Origin of the sequence: Arthrobacter sp. UYCu512 (genome assembly GCF_040547075.1) — a bacterium.
Lineage (GTDB): Bacteria > Actinomycetota > Actinomycetes > Actinomycetales > Micrococcaceae > Arthrobacter.
In genome coordinates, this window is sequence record NZ_JBEPPA010000013.1 from 39,072 (window position 1) to 55,942 (window position 16,871).

A 16,871-nucleotide genomic window follows, 5' to 3' on the forward strand; every position below is an offset into this window, starting at 1 on the left:
CCACTCTCCCCTCCTGTTCCTCAGGAGGACGATATGACTGATACATCTGCCAAGCCCGGATCCGTACAACCCGGATCAGCCGGCGCGCCCGTCCGGTACAGCCACAACTGGCGTGTGGTGGACATTGTGGTGGCGGCGCTCATTGCGGTTGCCGGCGGCGTGATCTTCTGGGCCTGGTCCCAGGGTGCCAACCTGGTTTCTGCCCCCGTTAATGCGTTCTATCCGCCGCTCACCGGGCTCTACGCCGGAGGCTGGATGCTCCCGGCCGTGCTGGGCATGCTGATCATCCGCAAGCCGGGTGCTGCACTGTTCTGCGAATCGGTGGCCGCCACCGGCGAGCTGATCATGGGCTCGCAGTACGGCACCACAGTGCTGATCTCAGGCATCCTGCAGGGCCTCGGCGCCGAGCTGGTTTTTGCCGCGGTGCTCTACAAGAAGTTCAATGTGCCGTCCTTTCACGGGAAATTCAACCTGCCGGTGGCACTGCTGGCCGGCGCCGGGGCGGGCCTGTTCTGCGGCTTGAATGACTCGTTCCTGCCCTGGGGCTGGAACATCGCTTACGCCTCCGGAGACAAGCTGGCCTACATCGTTTTCACTGTGGTCTCCGGCGCCGTGATCGCCGGCGGCCTGTCCTGGCTCGCCACCCGGGCCCTGGCCAGGACCGGGGTGCTGGGCTCTTTCGCCTCCCGCAAGGCGGCCGCGGAGCCGGTCTTTTCCTGACCCGCGCACACGGCTGATGACATCCTCCGACCGGGTCCGCCCGGCTGCGATCACCGCGCGCGGCTGGGGCTGGTGGCACGCGGGCCGGACCCGGCCCGCAGTCCGCGGCCTTGACCTGGACATTCAGGCAGGGGAACGTGTGCTGCTGCTGGGACCATCCGGTGCCGGCAAATCCACGCTCCTCCACGCCCTGGCCGGTGTCCTCGGCGACTCGCCCGGCGGGGACGCCGGGCGAGCCGCCGAGCGTGCCGCTGGCCGCGGGCCGGCGGACGACGGGGATGCCGAGGAGACCGGCAGCTTGCTGATCGACGGGGCATCACCCCGGGAGCGGCGCGGCCGGGCCGGGCTGATGCAGCAGGACCCGGAGACGCAGGTGGTGCTCTCGCGCCTGGGCGACGACGTCGCCTTCGGGGCGGAAAACCTTTCAGTGCCCCCGGCCGACATCTGGACCCGGGCAGCGGAAGCGCTCGACGACGTCGGACTCGGCCGCCTGCCGCTGGACCACCCGACGTCGGCGCTGTCCGGCGGCCAGAAGCAGCGCCTGGCCCTCGCCGGCATCCTGGCGATGCGCCCCGGACTGATTCTCCTCGACGAGCCCACCGCCAACCTGGACCCGGCCGGAGTGCTGGAGCTTCGTGATGCCGTCGGCCGTTGCCTGGACAAGACCGGCGCTACCCTGGTGGTCGTGGAGCACAGGGTTGCCGTCTGGAAAGACCTCGTGAACCGGATTGTGGTGCTGCAGCCGGGCTCGGCGACGGACACCGCGGTGCTGATCGACGGACCGCCGGACCAGGTCCTGGACCAGGCGCGGGACATGCTCACCGCGGCGGGTGTTTGGGTGCCCGGTTACGTGCCGCAGACCCGGACGCGTCACCGGCCGCGGCCCGCCGGCCCGGCATCGGCCGCCGCCTCGGCCGCCGGCAGGGCCGCCGCCGGGGCGCCCGGTGGCCAGATTGCCCGCACCCCGACAGCGGGACTGCTGCTTGCCGCTGAGGACCTGGCCGTGTCCCGCGAACGGCCGCGCCGGGCGGGCCTCCGGGGCGGTTTTCGACCCATTCCGCCGGCGCCCGTCCAGTCCGGCATTGTTGCCCGGGTCCGCGCCGGGGAGGCCTTGACCATTACCGGCCCCAACGGATCGGGAAAGTCCACCTTCGCCCTGACGCTCGCGGGCCTGCTCGCGCCGGTCTCCGGCACGGTCTCGGCCACCCCGGAACTCAGCTCCGGTGCCGGGAGCGATCCGTACAAGTGGAAGGCCCGGCAGCTGATCTCAAGGATCGGCACAGTGTTCCAGGAACCTGAGCACCAGTTCGTCACGGGGCGGGTACTTGATGAGCTGATGTTCGGCCCCCGGCACCTGGGCCGCGGCGAGGAACGCGTCGACGAACTGCTCGAGCGGCTCCGGCTGGCGGAGCTCGTGGACGCGAACCCGTACACACTCTCCGGGGGCGAGAAACGTCGCCTGTCGGTGGCCACCGTCCTGGCAGCCCATCCGGACGTCCTCATCCTCGACGAACCAACCTTCGGCCAGGATGCCAACACCTGGGCCGAACTGGCCTCGTTCCTTTCCGAACTCCTCGACGCCGGCACCGCCGTCGTCTCGGTGACGCACGACGCCGAATTCAGCCACGTCCTCGGAGGGACCGAACTCAGCCTCCAGGTCCCCGATCAAGCGGAGCCCGATGAGCTGGCCCCCGTGCGCCGCGGGCCGGGACGTTGAGCACACCATGAGACAGGAACTGACGCTGCGCGGCAATCATGCCCTGCTGACCCGGGCCAACCCGCTCTCGAAGTTCGCCGCCGTTGTGTTCATTACCCTTGCCCTGGCGCTGTCGATCGACTGGGTGTCGGCCTCGGTGGCATTGGCCCTGGTTCTGGCACTTCTTCCGCTGGCCGGGCTGCGACCCGGGTTACTCTGGCTCCGTGGCTGGCCCTTGATCCTGGCCGCGGCGCTAGGCGGCTGGAGTACCACCATCCTGGCGCCGGACAGCGGCCGTATTCTGCTTGATGCCAGGATTTGGTCCATCAGCGACGGTTCCCTGGAGCTAGGGGTCGGCTTTATGGTCCGCGGGCTGGCCATCGCGCTGCCGGCGGTGCTGCTGATGAGTTGTACGGATCCCACGGACCTGGCGGACGCCCTCGCGCAGAACGCGAAACTCCCGCACCGCTTTGTCCTCGGAACGCTTGCCGCGATGCGTCTTGTGGGATTGATGGCCGAAGAGTGGCACACCATTGGGATGGCCCGCCGTGCCCGCGGTGTGGGTTCCCACGGGAACCCCCTGCAGCGGCTCCGCGCCACCTTGGGGCAGAGCTTCGGGCTGCTGGTGCAGGCCGTCCGGCGCGCCTCCCGCCTCGCTGTCACTATGGAGGCCCGCGGCTTCGGCGATGCGCCGCGGACCTGGGCACGGAAATCCACCTTCAGCGCCCTGGACGTCTGGGTGGTTCTCGGCGGACTCCTGATCGCCGGTTCCGCCGTCGCGGCGTCGTTGGCGGCAGGCACCTGGAACATGGTCTTCCTTGCCCGGCAATAGCGATAATTATCGCACGGAACGGGTATCGCAGCGATTTTTCCGGCGTCTTATCTGAAATGACCGGAGGAATACGTCACCCATGATATTTTTGCGGGATGACTCAACAGACTGCTGAACACGTTGGTGCGTTACTCCGCGATGCCCGCGGGCAAAAAGGCTGGACCCAGGGCCAGCTGGCCGCCGAGCTGGGAACCAGCCAGAGCGCCATCGCCCGAATGGAACAAGGCAAGCAGAATCTGAGCCTGAAAATGATCCAGCGTCTTGAGGTTATTTTTGACCGGAGCATCGTTAAGGTGGGGCGGCCCGCCATGACGCATCTGCGGGTGGAAGGCGGCCGGACCCTGTCCGGTTCGGTGGACGTCAACAGCAGCAAAAACGCAGGTGTCGCCCTGCTGTGCGCCAGCCTGATCAACCGCGGCACCACCACCCTGCGCCGGCTCGCACGCATCGAAGAAGTGAACAGGATCGTCGAGGTGCTGACGAGTATCGGCGTCGAATGCGTTTGGCTCAACGCCAGTGATCTTCAGATCCGGCGCCCCGCGGCCCTGGACCTTGACGCGATGGACATCGAGGCGGCCCGCCGGACCCGCAGCGTCATTATGTTGCTGGGCCCGCTCCTGGACGAATCCGCCGAATACCGGCTGCCCTATGCCGGCGGCTGCGACCTTGGCACCCGCACGGTGCAGCCGCACATGCAGGCGCTGCGCCAGTTCGGCCTCAGCGTGGACGCCAAGTCCGGCTACTACGCCGTGCAGGCGCCGCCCGCGGACGCGGCGGACCGGTCCTTTGTGCTCAGCGAACGCGGCGACACCGTTACCGAAAACGCCATCATGGCAGCCGCCCACCGCGGCGGGACCACAGTCATCCGCAACGCCAGCCCCAACTACATGGTGCAGGACCTTTGCTTCTACCTGGAGATGCTCGGGGTCCGGATCGACGGCGTAGGAACCACCACGCTGAAGATCACCGGCCGCCCCTCCGTCGACGTCGATGTTGAATATTTCCCGTCCGAAGATCCGATCGAGGCGATGAGCCTGATCACCGCCGGCATCGTCACAAACTCGGAAGTGACCGTCCGGCGCGTCCCGATCGAATTTATGGAAATCGAGCTCGCGACGCTGGAACAGATGGGTCAGCAGCTGGAAGTGTCCGGGGAGTATCTGGCCCGCAACGCGCGCACCCGGCTGGTGGATGTCACCACCCGGCCCTCGGTACTGCGGGCACCCGAGGACAAGATCCACCCCATGCCGTTCCCCGGGCTGAACATCGACAACCTGCCCTTCTTCGCGGTCATCGCCGCGAATGCCCAGGGCCAGACGATGATCCACGACTGGGTTTATGACAACCGGGCGATCTACCTGACGGAGCTGAACAAACTCGGCGCGCAGGTGCAGCTGCTGGACCCGCACCGGATCTACGTCAACGGCCCCACCAAATGGCGTGCGGCAGAGGTGGGCTGCCCGCCGGCCCTCCGACCCGCTGCCTGCCTGCTGTTGGCGATGCTCGCCGCCCGCGGCGTATCGGAACTGCGCAATATCTATGTGATCGAACGAGGCTACGAGGACTTGGCCGAGCGGCTCAACACCCTCGGCGCAAAAATCGAGTACTTCCAGGACTGAGCGACCCCGTAGCGAGGCGGCGCGCTTCACGGAGACCTGGCGCACAATGGAATCATGCGCACCTTCGGTGTGGAGGAGGAACTGCTCATCGTGGACCCCGAAACCGGGATGCCGCTTCCCCTCGCCGACGCCATTTTGCCCCGGCTGGAACCCCCGAAGCGGGCCTCCGGCCGGGCCGGTTCCGCGCAGCCGCCGGTCTATGAGGAACCGAACTTCAGCTATGAGCTCAAGCTGGAACAGCTTGAATCCCGGACCCGGCCGTGCCTGGAGTACGCCGAGTTGCTCCGGCAGCTCAGGCAGGGCCGTGCCCTCGCGGACCGCGCCGCCAGGGTGCATGGCGGCCGGATCGCCGCCCTCGGCACGTCGCCGCTCGGCTCGGCAACCCACCTGACGCCGAAGCAGCGGTACCTGACCATGCAGCAGCGTTTTGGGCGCACCGTCCGGAACCAGCTCACCTGCGGCCTGCACGTCCACACCCTTGTGGAGTCTCCGGAAGAGGGTGTGGCAGTGATGGACCGGATCCGCGACAAACTTGCTGTGCTGATTGCCCTGAGCGCAAATTCGCCCTACTGGAACGGTGCTGAGACAGGATTCGAAAGCTACCGCACCCAGGCTTGGAACCGCTGGCCGGGATCGGGCCCCACCATGATCTTCGGCAGCCTTCCGGTCTACCGCCGCGTCGTAAACCGTCTGGTGGAAAGCGGCGTCCTGATGGATGAAGGAATGGTCTACTTCGACTCGAGGCTGTGCCGGCACTATCCCACATTGGAGGTCCGGGTCGCAGACGTTTGCCTGCGGGCCGAGGACGCCGCGCTGATCGCCGTGCTGGTGCGTGCGCTTGTGGAGTCCGCGTCCCGGGAATGGCACGACGGAGTTGATCCCGCCCCGGTGCCGACGCTGCTGCTGCGGATGGCCGCCTGGCAGGCCAGCAACTGCGGACTGCGCGGGCAGCTGCTGGACTTCGGGACCTTCGTCCCAGCCCCGGCTGCCGAAGTGGTCCATGCCCTGGTGGACTTCGTAGCGCCCGTGCTGGTGGATCAGGGCGAGCTGGACTTGGTGCGCCATGGTGTTAGCCGGATGCTCGCCGAGGGCACCGGGTCGCAGCTGCAAAGGGAACCGTTCGACGCCGGCGGCCTGTCCGCCGTCGTTGAACGCGCCGTCGCGGCGACCGTGCCGGGACCGGACACCGGGGAACCCGCCGACGGGAGCACAACGCTGGGCCCGGTCCGGCGGCGCTGAGTGTGCAGTTCACGGCAGTTCTCCGCCAAGGCATCGCCGCTATCTGCCAACTCAAGCACCGCAAACGGCGCTAGCAAGATTTGAGCGCCTGCCCGAGGTCGCGGATCAGGTCCGCAATATCCTCGAGTCCCACCGAGAGGCGCACCACGCCGTCACTGAGCCCGATCGACGCACGGCCCTCCGGCCCCATAGCGCGGTGCGTCGTGGTGGCGGGATGGGTGATCAGCGACTTCGAATCGCCGAGGTTGTTGGAGATATCGATGATCCGCAACCCGTCCAGCAGCGCGAACGCAGCCTCCTTCGCCGAATGCCCGGCGGACGCGGCGAGCTCGAAGGTCAGCACGGTGCCGCCGGCTTTCATCTGCCGGGCGGCCAGCTGATGCTGCGGGTGGGACTGCAGCAGCGGGTACTTGACCCAGCTGACCGCGGGTTGCTCCTCAAGCCACTCGGCCAGCCGCAGCGCGGAGGCACAGGAGTGGTTCACCCGCAGGGCCATCGTCTCCAGGCCCTTGGTCAGCACCCATGCGTTGAAGGCCGAGAGTGCCGGGCCGGTATGGCGCATCAGCTGCTTGACCGGGCCCTCGATGAAATCCCTGGTGCCCAGGATCGCGCCGCCAAGGACGCGACCCTGGCCGTCGATGTGCTTGGTGCCGGAGTAGACGATCACGTCCGCGCCGAGCTCCCCGCAGCGCTGCAGCAGGGGAGTGGCAAAGACATTATCGACGACGACCGTCGCCCCGGCCGCGTGCGCCATTTCGCTCACTGCCGCGATATCCACGATTTCCTGCATTGGGTTCGAGGGCGACTCGAAGAAGACAGCAGTGGTGGGTTTGGCGAGCGCCTCGCGCCACTGCACCAGGTCCGGGCCGTCAACGAAGACCGTTTCGACGCCCCAGCGGGGCAGGATCTCGTTCAGGATCACAAAGCATGAGCCGAACAGCGATCGGGCCGCCACCACCCTGTCGCCGGCGGCCAACAGGGCACCCAGGGCAGTAAAGACAGCGGACATGCCCGACGCCGTGGCAAAGCAGGCCTCGGTGCCTTCGAGCAGCCGGAGCCGCTCCTGGAACGTCGCCACAGAGGGATTGCCGTAGCGGGAGTAGACGAAACGCTCGTCGTGGCCGGCGAAGGCGCGTTCCGCGGCGGCCGCCGATTCGTAGACGAAGCCGGAGTTCAGGAAGACCGGTTCTGACGTCTCCTGAAATCCGGTGCGGTCGAGTCCGCCGCGGACGGCCTGGGTGTCCGCGCTCCAGTCGGCGGCATCAGGGTTGAATGTCACTTAGTGTCTTCCGAGATTGGTGGGGAGGCCGCGGTTTTTCCAGCCGTTGACAGTGCGTTGGCCCTCGCCGTCGGGTTCGCCCTCAAAGCCCTCAAGGATGTTAAAGGAGGTAAAACCGTCCTCGGTGGCGACGATTGCGGCCGCGACGGAGCGCGCGCCCGAGCGGCACAGGAACAACAATTCGGTGCCGCCGGCTTCGGGGGCCTGTTGTCTCAGTTGCGCCAGAAACTGCGAATTGGGGATGCCGCCGGCGAGGCTCCACTGGATGAAGAGCGGATCATTCTCCGTCGCTTTGGTGTCCGGAATTCCGGCGCTGGCCCATTCACCCTCGGTGCGGACGTCCACCAGGATGGCGCCGTCCCCGAGCTTGGACCAGGCCTCCTGCGGGCTGAGGTCCCCGGCGTAGCTCATGCGTGGCCCCCGCCGTCGAAGTCGAGATCGTCCACGGCGCTGGCGACGGCCGCATCGGCGTTGGCGATCGCCGCCGGCAGCACAAGGGCCTGGGCCACGACGACGTTGCTGCCGTTGAACGTGACAGCCGGGCCGCCGTGCAGAACGTAGCCCTCGGTGAGGGCGGCCGATACACGCTCGCAGAAGGCGCGGTCATCGGCTCCGGTGAACAGACGGTACAGCAGTTTCTGCTCGGCGGCACCGGCGACTGCGGGGGACGGGGCCGGGGCTTTGTTCGCTGCTGTCCGGGGGACAGCAGCGGTGGACGCGTCAGGCATGACGAATCTCCTTCTTTCACGCTTGCAGCTCGAATGGTCGATATGCCGAGTACTCACCTGAGGCACCCCGCCGCGGAAGGGAGGGTTGCCGACCGGCCAGTCAGGGCTTGGCGCCGGTTCTCATTACTCCCAAAGAACGTAACACCTGTGACGCCGGACCGCACGGCGGCGGCCGTCATGTTAAGGAGCGGGGTGGAAACGGAGGTTTGTTCAAAAGCCATTCGCCAGCGGTCATGCCAGCGTCCCCATCCACGTACTCGGGGGATTGCACACAGGTACAAACCCCCGGGGCCTCGAATTTGAACCGGGGAGGCTTTCGGGTAGTTCCTACTCGGGACTTTTGGCAGTCGGCGCGACTTTACTGAAGGACCAGCGCCACGGAAGTCACCAGGCCCTAAAACGCCATCCGAGGATCGCTCAGTTTTGCGGCCGGCTCTGATGATCCAGCCAGTTAGGCCGGTGCGGCGCCGTCGACTGCCGGGCCTTTAACAAGGGAAGGGGACTGCTATGGCCGCGATATATGTTCTACTCATTATTCTCCTGAGCACGGCCTTGGCCGCTGTTATCAGCACACCCGGCCGCCAGGTAACGGAAGGGTTGATTCCGAACCGGCCCTCCGGTGCGGACGCCCGCGGCGATGGCCGGGTCCGGGCTGCCAGGACGGCACAGCGGTGAGGCCGCGCGTATTGGTCACCGGCGCCTGCGGCCCTGCGGGCCAGGCCATCGCGGCCCAACTGAAAGCGCGCGACATTCCTGTCCTCGGGACGGACATCCTCGAGCTGCCGGACGGGGCAGGATTCACGGTGTTCCCCGTCCCGCACGCGACGGACGCGGAACGGGTATCAGCACTTCGGCGACTGGTTAGCCAGGAAGGCATCAATCTTGTCATTCCCACGGTCAGCGAGGAACTGCCGCAGCTCGCCGCGTTCCGGGCGGCGTTCGGAGCGGACGTACGTGTGATGATCGGCGATCCGGGCCCGGTGGCGTTGGCCCATGACAAGCTCTTTACGGCCTGGCAACTACATGCAGCGGGCGTTCCCGTGCCCCGGTTCGGCGTGCCCAGCGACTTCGCCGGTGCGGACGCTGCAATGGCCGCCCTGGGCGGACCGGTCGTCGTCTCACCCCGGGCGTCCCGAGGCGGCCGGGTCGTGACAGTCGTCGATGGCCGCACGGAAATGGACTGGCAGCGACTGCCGGACAGCCGCATCGTCCAGGAATTCATCCCCGGAAACGAGTACCGGCCCATGGTTTTCGGTACACCGGCGCACAACGGTGCCGCGCCGTTTGCGGTTGTTGTGGCGAAGGTTGGGCCGGCGGACCGCATCGTTGGCAACGCCGTGACCACTCGCCGGGCCGAGGCGGGCGAAGCGATCGACGTGGGCAACGTGGCGATGGCTGCGGTCCGCGCGCTGGGCCTCACGGGGCCGGTGGAGGTGGACGTTCGTCGACGCGCCGACGGGACACCCGTGGTTCTGGCGGTGAACGCCCGCTTCGGATCGAACAGCGGACTCGCGCCTGAGCTGCTCGATGCGGTGCTGGCGTCCTTTATCCTGCCCTCCTTCAACCCGGCGTCGTTCCGGCACTGCATGGGGCCGTTCGCCGATGCCATGGGTTGAAATGAACGTCACCGCAGCGCTCCCGGCGGCCCAGTTCCCGCTCGTCCTCCTCGGGCTGCCGGTCCTGTTGTTCGGGCTGGTGAAACTGCTCGTTGTGCCGCTTGCCGTCTGGTTCGAACTTCGGAGCGCCCATCGCCGACGCCGCGAAGTCCCCACGATGTTCGATGCGTGGCCCCGTGTGTCGATAATTGTCCCGGCATTCAACGAGGCAGCCGCTATTGAGAACTGCGTCCGATCGATTCAGCGCACCCGCTACGACCGGTACGAGCTGATCCTGGTGGATGACGGTTCAACGGACTGCACCGCCACGATTATGGCGGCTCTCGCTGCCAGGGATCCCCGGATTAAGGTTCTGGCGCAGGCCAACGCCGGCAAGGCGGCGGCCTTGAACTTCGGGATCCGCAACGCCGCCGGCGAGATCCTGATGTTTATCGATGCGGACGTCATTCTTTCCCGGCACACCGTCGGGATGATGCTCCGCGGATTTGACGACGAGCGAACCGGCGCGGTCTGTGGTGATGGCCGGCCGGTGAAGGTCAAAGGGGTCCAGGGCCGGGTGCTAACCTTCACCGGCCACATCGGCGGCGGCCTGGTCCGGCGCGCCCTGGCGGTAGTCGGCTGTATACCCACCGACGTGGGTGCCATCGGCGCCTTCCCGCGCAGTGTGCTCGAACACGTGGGACTGTTCCGGCAGGACACGGTGAGCGAAGACCTGGAACTGGCCTGGCGGGTTCACAAGGCAGGCTACCGGGTGGTATTCGCCCCGAGGGCTGTTGTCCTGGCGGAGTCTCCCTTGACCGTTGGCGGCCTCTGGCGCCGACGGGTCCGCAGGCACCTCGGCCTGTTGCAGACCATGGCCTTGCACAAAGATCTGATCGGCAATCTCCGGTACGGCCCGTTCGGAACGCAGCTGGTGTTCCACGCCATTACCGTGGTGGTCCTTCCTGCGCTTCAGATCCCGTTGCTCCTCGGCGTGGCCGTCCTCCTTGCGGCCGGCTACCGCCCGCCGGCCGGCGTCGACTGGGTGGTCCTGGCCTGGTTGGGCCTGCTTGTGTCTTTGGTCCTGCCGGTGTGCGCGCTGGGCGCCAACCGGGCGTGGAAAGACTTGCGGCATGTATGGGCGCTGCCGCTGATGCCGTTTTATTCGTTGTTTACGAGCCTGGCCGTGATCGCCGCACTGGTCCAGGAAGTCCGGGAGAGGGTACTCCGCCGGAACAATCCCGTCCGAACGGGATCCGGTACCGCCGGCGCCCAGCGGCCACGCGCGCAACTCGGGGCCTGAAAGCTGCCCCGATCACTGTGCCTACCCGATGGTGGCGTACAGCGCGTTGAGCTCCGCGGTGAGCTGCTTGCGCTGTTCCGTGGTGCCGATTTCCCTGCTGTCGATGTGGTTGACGGGCGCCAGCAGCCGGATGCTCGAGATGAGCCACACGGCGTCGGCGTCGTAGAGGTCGCGGGGCTCAAGCGGTCCGTAGCCCAGCTCCCAGCCGGCGGCCTTCGCCGCGGTAAACAGGGCACCCTGCGAGGTGCCGGGCAGGATCCCGCTGTCGAGCTGCGGGGTTATGAGCCGCCGGAGGGTCCGCACGCCGCCGGCACCGTCGTCGGCGGTTTCCAGATGGGCAAGCAGGACAGTCGACGTCGGCCCCTCCAGGACCTTGCCGTCCGCGGAGGTGAAGATAACGTCGTCGGCACCCCGGGCATGCGCGTAGCGCAGCGCGGCCATGTTGACGGCGTAGGAGAGCGTCTTGGCGCCCATGAGCAGCCAGGGCGCCCGTTCCGCGACTTCACTGTCATAGCCGCGGTCCAGCAGGATGACGTCGATCCCGGTCTCACGTTGGCGCCGGCCGGTGGCGCCGGGGACGGAGGCCTGGACCCAGCAGGTGGGCCCGGCCGCGCCTTCAACGCCCCGGGTCACGAGCAGTTTAACAACGAGTTCGTCGTCCGTTGAGTCTCCGGCGCCGGGTACGTGCCGGCCCCGGTACTCGCTGATGGCCGTCGCGATCGCCCGGCGCCAGCGCTCCTCCGCCGGGAGGTCAAGCTCCAGCAACCCGGCGGAACCGGCCAGCCGATTCAGGTGCGCCTGAAGCTTCCGTGGCTGCCCGCCAACGGCCAGCAGCGACTCGAAAACACCGTCGCCGCGGGTGGCCCCCTGGTCCGTCGCCATCAATTGCGGCTTCGTGGCATCGGCCACCCGGCCGCCGTCGAACGCGGGATCCAGGAAGACCAGCACCGGGGCCGGGCCGGGAACACCGGCAGGAGAATTCATGACTTTAGCTTAGCGCCGCGGACCACGGGATAGGATTTGACGGTTGCCCGTTCCGGAAAGGTTCCGCGGGTCTGGAACTTGAGGGGTTCACCTGTGCTGTGGCCATTTTCGCTGGCGGAGACACTCCCGCCCTGGATGCTGCTGATCCTGTCCGTCGTGGACCTGGGGATCCGGGTGCTGGCACTGGGCATCATCCCCGGAAACCGACGTCCCACCACGGCCATGGCCTGGCTCCTGATCATCTTTTTTGTCCCCGCACTGGGCTTGGTCCTGTTCCTGCTTTTTGGCAACTTCAGGCTGTCCCGCAGGCGCCGTGCGCAGCAGGACGCCGTGAATACCCGGGTACGGGCCGGCACCGCCGATCTGGCGATGCAGGAAAGCCGGTACAGCGGCCCGGAATGGGTGGCCTCCGCAGCGGAACTGAACCAAACCCTCGGTTCACTGCCGATGGTGGACGGCAACCAGGTGGAGCTCCTGCCCGGCTACCCGGACTCGATCAAGGCGATGGCAGCGGCCGTCCGTAAAGCAGAGTCATTTGTCAACGCCGAGTTCTATATCCTGAGCTCCGACCACGTCACCGACGATCTGCTGACCGCGATGGAAGAGGCCGCCGAGCGCGGCGTCGAAGTCCGGCTTCTGTTTGACCACCTCGGCACCCTGCGCATCCAGGGTTACAGCAAGCTGATCGCCCGGCTCAAGGCCAGCAAAATCCGCTGGCGGCCGATGTTGCCGCTGCGGCCCGTGCACGGTCAATGGCGCCGGCCGGACCTGCGCAACCACCGCAAGATCATGGTGATCGACGGCGAGCTTGCCTTCACCGGGTCGCAGAACCTGATCGAGCCCTCCTACAACAACCCCAGGCACCGCAAAGTCGGCCGCGAATGGGTCGAACTGATGGCGAGCCTGCGCGGGCCGATTGTCACCACCCTCAACGTCGTCTTCGCCACGGACTGGCTCAGTGAAACGGACGAGTCCCTCGAGGATCAGCTCGCGCACCGGCCCGAAACACACGCAGGCGACGTGACGGCGCAGGTGGTTCCCAGCGGCCCCGGCTTCATCACGGAAAACAACCTGCGGCTTTTCACCACATTGATTTACTCCGCCCAGCACAATATTTCGATCTGCAGCCCCTATTTCGTCCCGGACGATTCACTGCTGTACGCCGTGACGACGGCAGCTCAGCGCGGCGTGGAGGTCGAGCTGTTCGTCTCGGAAAAGGGCGACCAGTTCCTCGTCCACCACGCCCAGCAGTCCTACTATGAGGCGCTCCTCGAAGCCGGGGTACGCATCTACCTGTACAAGGCGCCGTTTGTGCTGCACGCCAAGCACTTCACCATCGATGACGAGGTCGCCGTGCTGGGCTCCAGCAACATGGACATGCGCTCCTTCTCGCTGAACCTCGAGGTTTCAGTGATGCTCCTGGGCGCGGACGTGGTGCGACGCGTCAGCGCCGTGGCGGACACCTACCGGGGGCTCTCGCGCGAACTGACGCTCGAGGACTGGATGCGGCGGCCCGTGGGGGTTAAGTATGTGGACAATGTGGCCCGCCTGACGGCCACATTGCAGTAGCGCCGCAGCGCACGAGTCAGCCGGCCGGGTACTGCGCGCCCAGCGCAGTGAGAACGCCGAAGGCCTTGGTCCGGATCTCTTCGTACTCCGCCTGGGGTGAGGAGTCTGCCGTAATAGCACCGCCGACGCCGAGGCTGAGCCCGGTGCGGCCGCCGGGCAGCTGCCTGAGAACGAGGGCCCGGATGGCGACGGCCAGGTCGGTCGCGCCGTTGAGCGAGAAATAGCCGATCGCGCCGGAGTACACGCCGCGGGGTGCTCCCTCAAGCCGGTCGAGGATGGCCATGGTGCTGACCTTGGGGGCGCCCGTCATGGAGCCGGCGGGAAAACACGCCGCAACGGCCTCGGCCCGGGGCATCCCCGGTTTGAGGCGGGCATCGATGGTGCTGACCAACTGGTGCACTGTGGCGTAGCTTTCGATCGCGCAGAGCCTGCTGACCGATACCGAGCCCGGCACGGCGAAGTGGCTGAGGTCGTTGCGGAGCAGGTCCACGATCATGATGTTCTCGGCGCGGTCCTTCGGGGAGGACTCGAGCTCGGTCCGCAGCAACGCGTCCCGTGCCGGATCCGCATCCCGGGGCCGGGTGCCTTTGATCGGCTCGGCGCGCATGGCACCGTCGGGCGCGATCCGCAGGAACCGCTCCGGCGAGGTGCTCGCCACAGTGAGGTCGCCGAAGCGCAGGTAGCTGGCGAACGGCGCGGGATTGCCCCGCCGCAGCATAAGGTACGCCTGCCAAGGCTCGAGGGTCGCGGCGGGAAGATTGGCGGTCAGTGCGGTGGTCAGGCAGACCTCGTAGCTGTTGCCTTCGGTAATCTCGTGCTGCGCCCGGCTGATTTTGAACTTATAGGATGCTTCCGAGTCCCGGGCCGTAAAGTCCGGGGCGCCGTGGCCGGGTGCGCGGGGGTCGAGGACGTGGCCGGCGCCGGCCGGCTTTCGGTTGCTTGCCTCGGTGATGGCGGAGCGGGCAGTAGCCAGCCAGTCTCCGGCGTCTGCGGCGTCCAGCGCCAGCAGCCAGACCGTGCGCTCCACGTGGTCCAGGACCACTGCGCGACCGGCGAAAAGCAGGCAGGCATCCGGGGTCCCGGCCGGCGCGTCGCTGCCGCCGGTCTCACGTTTGAGTTCGTAGCCGAGGTAGCCGAGCCAGCCCAAGGTGAACCCGCACGGGTAGTCCTTGGGGCCGCGGAGTGTGGGCTGGCCCCAGACGCCGTCGAGCCAGCGGAAGAACGGCCCCTCGGTGGTGACGCTGGCGTTTCCGACGCTCACACAAGTCGTCCCCGAGTTGTGCCGGACCGACTGTCCGTAAGGGCCGCCGTCGTCCGCCAGGATGCTGAAGCGGCTGCGTTCCGCCGCCGCACCGCCGTCGGGCGCCACGGGCGTCAGCGATGAGTCGAGCCAGACGGCATTGGCCGAGCCGCCGAAAAGGGCTTCGAACACCAGGACCGGGTCCGGGACGGCGTCGATCCGTTCGGCCTGCAGCTCCAGCCCGGTGCGTGCACTGCGTTCGGGCAGCAGCACCGGAGCCAGAGCCGGCAGGTACAAGAGGGACTGCAGTACTTCCGCAGGCGCGGCGCCGTCGGCACGGTTCAGCACCCGGACATCGGCGCGGGCCGGAACGTCATCCCCGGCCAGCCACTCCTGCTCCTGGGCGGCCCACTTGTCCCAGAACGGTTCGTACGTTTCACCGTCGCGGGCCAGGGCCCTGCTGCGCCGGTCTTGTTCGGGCGAATCGGCCCAGATCACGGCGGCCAGGAAGGGGAGGGCGGCTGCGGCGGCAGCACCCACGCCTTCCACCAGGACGATTTCAGCGGGCTGGGTGGTGCGGGTGGCGCCGTCGTAGTGGGCTGTCCAGTCCCAACTGACCCATTCGGCGGGCTCGCTGCGGTGCAGCGGGGCCAGGACCGTGGAGACGTAACGCTCGACGCCGGCCACAAGCCCGTTCCAGCCGGGATAGATGTCTTCCAGATGGAAGAGGGAGACCTTGTGGTGCTCGCGGAGCGTCGCCGCCAGCTCGATCGCCAAGGTGGTCTTGCCGGCGCCGGATCGTCCGTCGATGGCGATGATGACGGGTGCGGGACTCATGATTTAGAGCGTACCCGCTGCCCTGCATTGGGTTGATCACTGCCCGGTTGATCACTGCCCGGTTGTTGCCCGCCGGGCCGTTGACGCCGGGACAGCTCCGTCCGGACATGCGCCACGATCCCGGGCAGTGCGGCGTGGATCAGGTCCCAGGTGAGGTCGAAGTCCGCGTGGCCGCCGTACCAGGGGTCGTCGATGCCCTGGTCGAGGGGATCCTTGCCCGCGACGGCCGGATCGAAGCTGCGCAGCATCCGGATCTTGGACCCGGATTCGCGGTCCGGTGCGGCCTGCTGCAACCAGCCGAAATGGTCCACGTCCAGGGCAAGGATGAGGTCGCGGTTGTGGAACCATCTGGTGTCCCATTCGCGTGCCACGTGACGTTCCGAGGAAATGCTGTTGGCGGTGAGTTTGCGGGCGGCCCGCGGATCAATCGGGCGGCCCACTTCGTAGGCCGTGATCCCCGCCGAGTCAACGGCGGCGCCGGCCAGGCCATCCGCGGCGATGGCCTCCGCCAGCATCAGTTCGGCCATCGGCGACCGGCAGATGTTCCCGGTGCAGACCGCGATGATCCGGTACTGGCTCGGCGCTGAGGTCATAGTGCAAGCATGGATGATCGGTGTCCGCTTGGCTAGTTCCCGGCGGTGGATGTTACAGGCTTTGTCACATCATATTTGCAAGGTTTGAACTATTGGCCTGCGGGACTCCCGGACCAGACGGCCTTGCGGAGAATGGACCGCAGAGACGCCACCTCCTCGCCGGTAAGCATGACCAGCTGTCGCGCCTCGGCGGCCTGGGTTGCCTTCTGGGCGGCAGCGTGGAGGGTGCGGCCTGCTTTTGTGGCGGACACCAGTTTCTGCCGCCGGTCTGAGGGTCCCGGCTTTCTTTCCACGAGGCCGCGCTGTTCCAGCTCATCAATGAGTGCCACGATCTGGCTGGGATCCAGGCTGAGGAACTCGGCCAGTTCGCGTTGGGTGGGTCCCAGATTGCCGCAGGCCAGCGCCAGCACGGAGTAGGACCGCTCCTTCAGCCCGAACTCTGCAAGGGCCGCGTTGTTGAGCACGCTGCCGGCGGCGTGCAGCTTGGCCAGCAGGAAGCCTATGTCAGTGCTGATGCTTGATTCCGCCAGCCGGGTGGAAGCCTCGCCGGAGCTTTCGGCGGCGAGGTGTACCTGTTGTGTCATGGTGCCTTTCGGGCGGGTAGCCAGCCGGGTCGTTGAATTATTCAATGATCCCA

At 67.0% G+C, this 16,871-nt stretch carries 15 protein-coding genes and 1 riboswitch; of the genes, 8 read left to right on the forward strand and 7 right to left on the reverse strand.

The window, feature by feature from the left end; all coding sequences use genetic code 11:
• Window positions 1-33 precede the first annotated feature (33 nt).
• The 5 genes from ABIB49_RS14450 (at window position 34) to ABIB49_RS14470 (ending at window position 6,106) form a co-directional block, all read left to right on the forward strand.
• The gene (locus tag ABIB49_RS14450; protein WP_226775222.1) at window positions 34-720 is read left to right on the forward strand and encodes an ECF transporter S component; all 687 of its coding nucleotides are present in this window, start codon (window positions 34-36) and stop codon (window positions 718-720) included.
• 16 nt (window positions 721-736) lie between these two features.
• Window positions 737-2,437: an ABC transporter ATP-binding protein gene (locus ABIB49_RS14455; protein WP_226775223.1), complete on the forward strand. Its 1,701-nt coding sequence runs from the start codon at window positions 737-739 to the stop codon at window positions 2,435-2,437.
• Between the two features lie 7 nt (window positions 2,438-2,444).
• Window positions 2,445-3,248 carry an energy-coupling factor transporter transmembrane component T family protein gene (locus ABIB49_RS14460; RefSeq protein ID WP_226775224.1) on the forward strand — a complete coding sequence of 268 codons (804 nt, stop codon included), beginning with the start codon at window positions 2,445-2,447 and terminating at the stop codon, window positions 3,246-3,248.
• 95 nt (window positions 3,249-3,343) lie between these two features.
• Window positions 3,344-4,867: a UDP-N-acetylglucosamine 1-carboxyvinyltransferase gene (locus tag ABIB49_RS14465; RefSeq protein ID WP_226775225.1), complete on the forward strand. Its 1,524-nt coding sequence runs from the start codon at window positions 3,344-3,346 to the stop codon at window positions 4,865-4,867.
• 54 nt (window positions 4,868-4,921) lie between these two features.
• The gene (locus tag ABIB49_RS14470) at window positions 4,922-6,106 is read left to right on the forward strand and encodes a glutamate--cysteine ligase 2 (protein ID WP_282358994.1); all 1,185 of its coding nucleotides are present in this window, start codon (window positions 4,922-4,924) and stop codon (window positions 6,104-6,106) included.
• Between the two features lie 70 nt (window positions 6,107-6,176).
• Here ABIB49_RS14470 and ABIB49_RS14475 read toward each other — a convergent pair whose 3' ends face one another.
• From ABIB49_RS14475 to ABIB49_RS14485, 3 genes are read right to left on the reverse strand one after another with little or no spacing between them, the layout of a single operon-like run.
• Window positions 6,177-7,385: an O-succinylhomoserine sulfhydrylase gene (locus tag ABIB49_RS14475; RefSeq protein WP_282358993.1), complete on the reverse strand. Its 1,209-nt coding sequence runs from the start codon at window positions 7,383-7,385 to the stop codon at window positions 6,177-6,179.
• On the reverse strand, window positions 7,386-7,796 hold the full coding sequence (locus ABIB49_RS14480; protein WP_282358991.1) for a rhodanese-like domain-containing protein: 411 nt from the start codon (window positions 7,794-7,796) through the stop codon (window positions 7,386-7,388). It lies immediately after the preceding gene.
• Window positions 7,793-8,113: a DUF1737 domain-containing protein gene (locus ABIB49_RS14485; RefSeq protein ID WP_253031823.1), complete on the reverse strand. Its 321-nt coding sequence runs from the start codon at window positions 8,111-8,113 to the stop codon at window positions 7,793-7,795. The genes ABIB49_RS14480 and ABIB49_RS14485 overlap by 4 nt, the downstream gene beginning before the upstream one ends.
• A 13-nt stretch (window positions 8,114-8,126) precedes the next feature.
• A riboswitch (SAM riboswitch) is annotated at window positions 8,127-8,241 on the reverse strand.
• A 543-nt stretch (window positions 8,242-8,784) separates the two neighbouring features.
• Here ABIB49_RS14485 and ABIB49_RS14490 point away from each other — a divergent pair.
• Together ABIB49_RS14490 and ABIB49_RS14495 are read left to right on the forward strand one after the other, a co-directional pair.
• Complete coding sequence (locus tag ABIB49_RS14490; RefSeq protein ID WP_282358988.1) at window positions 8,785-9,729, forward strand: ATP-grasp domain-containing protein; 945 nt, start codon at window positions 8,785-8,787, stop codon at window positions 9,727-9,729.
• A gap of 1 nt (window position 9,730) precedes the next feature.
• Entirely contained in the window at window positions 9,731-11,011 is a 1,281-nt protein-coding gene (locus ABIB49_RS14495; RefSeq protein ID WP_354157193.1) for a glycosyltransferase family 2 protein, read from the forward strand.
• A gap of 21 nt (window positions 11,012-11,032) precedes the next feature.
• Here the strand turns inward: ABIB49_RS14495 and ABIB49_RS14500 are convergent, their stop codons facing one another.
• Complete coding sequence (locus tag ABIB49_RS14500; protein WP_354157194.1) at window positions 11,033-11,995, reverse strand: aminodeoxychorismate lyase; 963 nt, start codon at window positions 11,993-11,995, stop codon at window positions 11,033-11,035.
• Between the two features lie 135 nt (window positions 11,996-12,130).
• On the opposite strand from ABIB49_RS14500, the gene cls reads away from it, so the two are divergent.
• Entirely contained in the window at window positions 12,131-13,564 is a 1,434-nt protein-coding gene (gene cls / locus ABIB49_RS14505) for a cardiolipin synthase (protein ID WP_283480814.1), read from the forward strand.
• Between the two features lie 16 nt (window positions 13,565-13,580).
• Here the strand turns inward: cls and pabB are convergent, their stop codons facing one another.
• The 3 genes from pabB to ABIB49_RS14520 form a co-directional block, all read right to left on the reverse strand.
• A complete protein-coding gene (gene pabB / locus ABIB49_RS14510) occupies window positions 13,581-15,641 on the reverse strand; it encodes an aminodeoxychorismate synthase component I (RefSeq protein WP_282358983.1) in 2,061 nt (686 codons plus the stop codon).
• The gene (locus ABIB49_RS14515) at window positions 15,638-16,234 is read right to left on the reverse strand and encodes a low molecular weight protein-tyrosine-phosphatase (protein WP_354157195.1); all 597 of its coding nucleotides are present in this window, start codon (window positions 16,232-16,234) and stop codon (window positions 15,638-15,640) included. The genes pabB and ABIB49_RS14515 overlap by 4 nt, the downstream gene beginning before the upstream one ends.
• 89 nt (window positions 16,235-16,323) lie before the next feature.
• Window positions 16,324-16,818: a MarR family winged helix-turn-helix transcriptional regulator gene (locus ABIB49_RS14520; RefSeq protein WP_253031829.1), complete on the reverse strand. Its 495-nt coding sequence runs from the start codon at window positions 16,816-16,818 to the stop codon at window positions 16,324-16,326.
• Window positions 16,819-16,871 lie beyond the last annotated feature (53 nt).

What these genes read in the sequence shown, in the direction of transcription:
- ABIB49_RS14450 (WP_226775222.1), top strand. Translation starts at nt 34, where the DNA reads ATGACTGATACATCTGCCAAGCCCGGATCCGTACAACCCGGATCAGCC.
- ABIB49_RS14455 (WP_226775223.1), top strand. Translation starts at nt 737, where the DNA reads ATGACATCCTCCGACCGGGTCCGCCCGGCTGCGATCACCGCGCGCGGC.
- ABIB49_RS14460 (WP_226775224.1), top strand. Translation starts at nt 2,445, where the DNA reads ATGAGACAGGAACTGACGCTGCGCGGCAATCATGCCCTGCTGACCCGG.
- ABIB49_RS14465 (WP_226775225.1), top strand. Translation starts at nt 3,344, where the DNA reads ATGACTCAACAGACTGCTGAACACGTTGGTGCGTTACTCCGCGATGCC.
- ABIB49_RS14470 (WP_282358994.1), top strand. Translation starts at nt 4,922, where the DNA reads ATGCGCACCTTCGGTGTGGAGGAGGAACTGCTCATCGTGGACCCCGAA.
- ABIB49_RS14480 (WP_282358991.1), bottom strand. Translation starts at nt 7,796, where the DNA reads ATGAGCTACGCCGGGGACCTCAGCCCGCAGGAGGCCTGGTCCAAGCTC.
- ABIB49_RS14485 (WP_253031823.1), bottom strand. Translation starts at nt 8,113, where the DNA reads ATGCCTGACGCGTCCACCGCTGCTGTCCCCCGGACAGCAGCGAACAAA.
- ABIB49_RS14495 (WP_354157193.1), top strand. Translation starts at nt 9,731, where the DNA reads ATGAACGTCACCGCAGCGCTCCCGGCGGCCCAGTTCCCGCTCGTCCTC.
- ABIB49_RS14500 (WP_354157194.1), bottom strand. Translation starts at nt 11,995, where the DNA reads ATGAATTCTCCTGCCGGTGTTCCCGGCCCGGCCCCGGTGCTGGTCTTC.
- cls (WP_283480814.1), top strand. Translation starts at nt 12,131, where the DNA reads ATGCTGCTGATCCTGTCCGTCGTGGACCTGGGGATCCGGGTGCTGGCA.
- pabB (WP_282358983.1), bottom strand. Translation starts at nt 15,641, where the DNA reads ATGAGTCCCGCACCCGTCATCATCGCCATCGACGGACGATCCGGCGCC.
- ABIB49_RS14515 (WP_354157195.1), bottom strand. Translation starts at nt 16,234, where the DNA reads ATGACCTCAGCGCCGAGCCAGTACCGGATCATCGCGGTCTGCACCGGG.
- ABIB49_RS14520 (WP_253031829.1), bottom strand. Translation starts at nt 16,818, where the DNA reads ATGACACAACAGGTACACCTCGCCGCCGAAAGCTCCGGCGAGGCTTCC.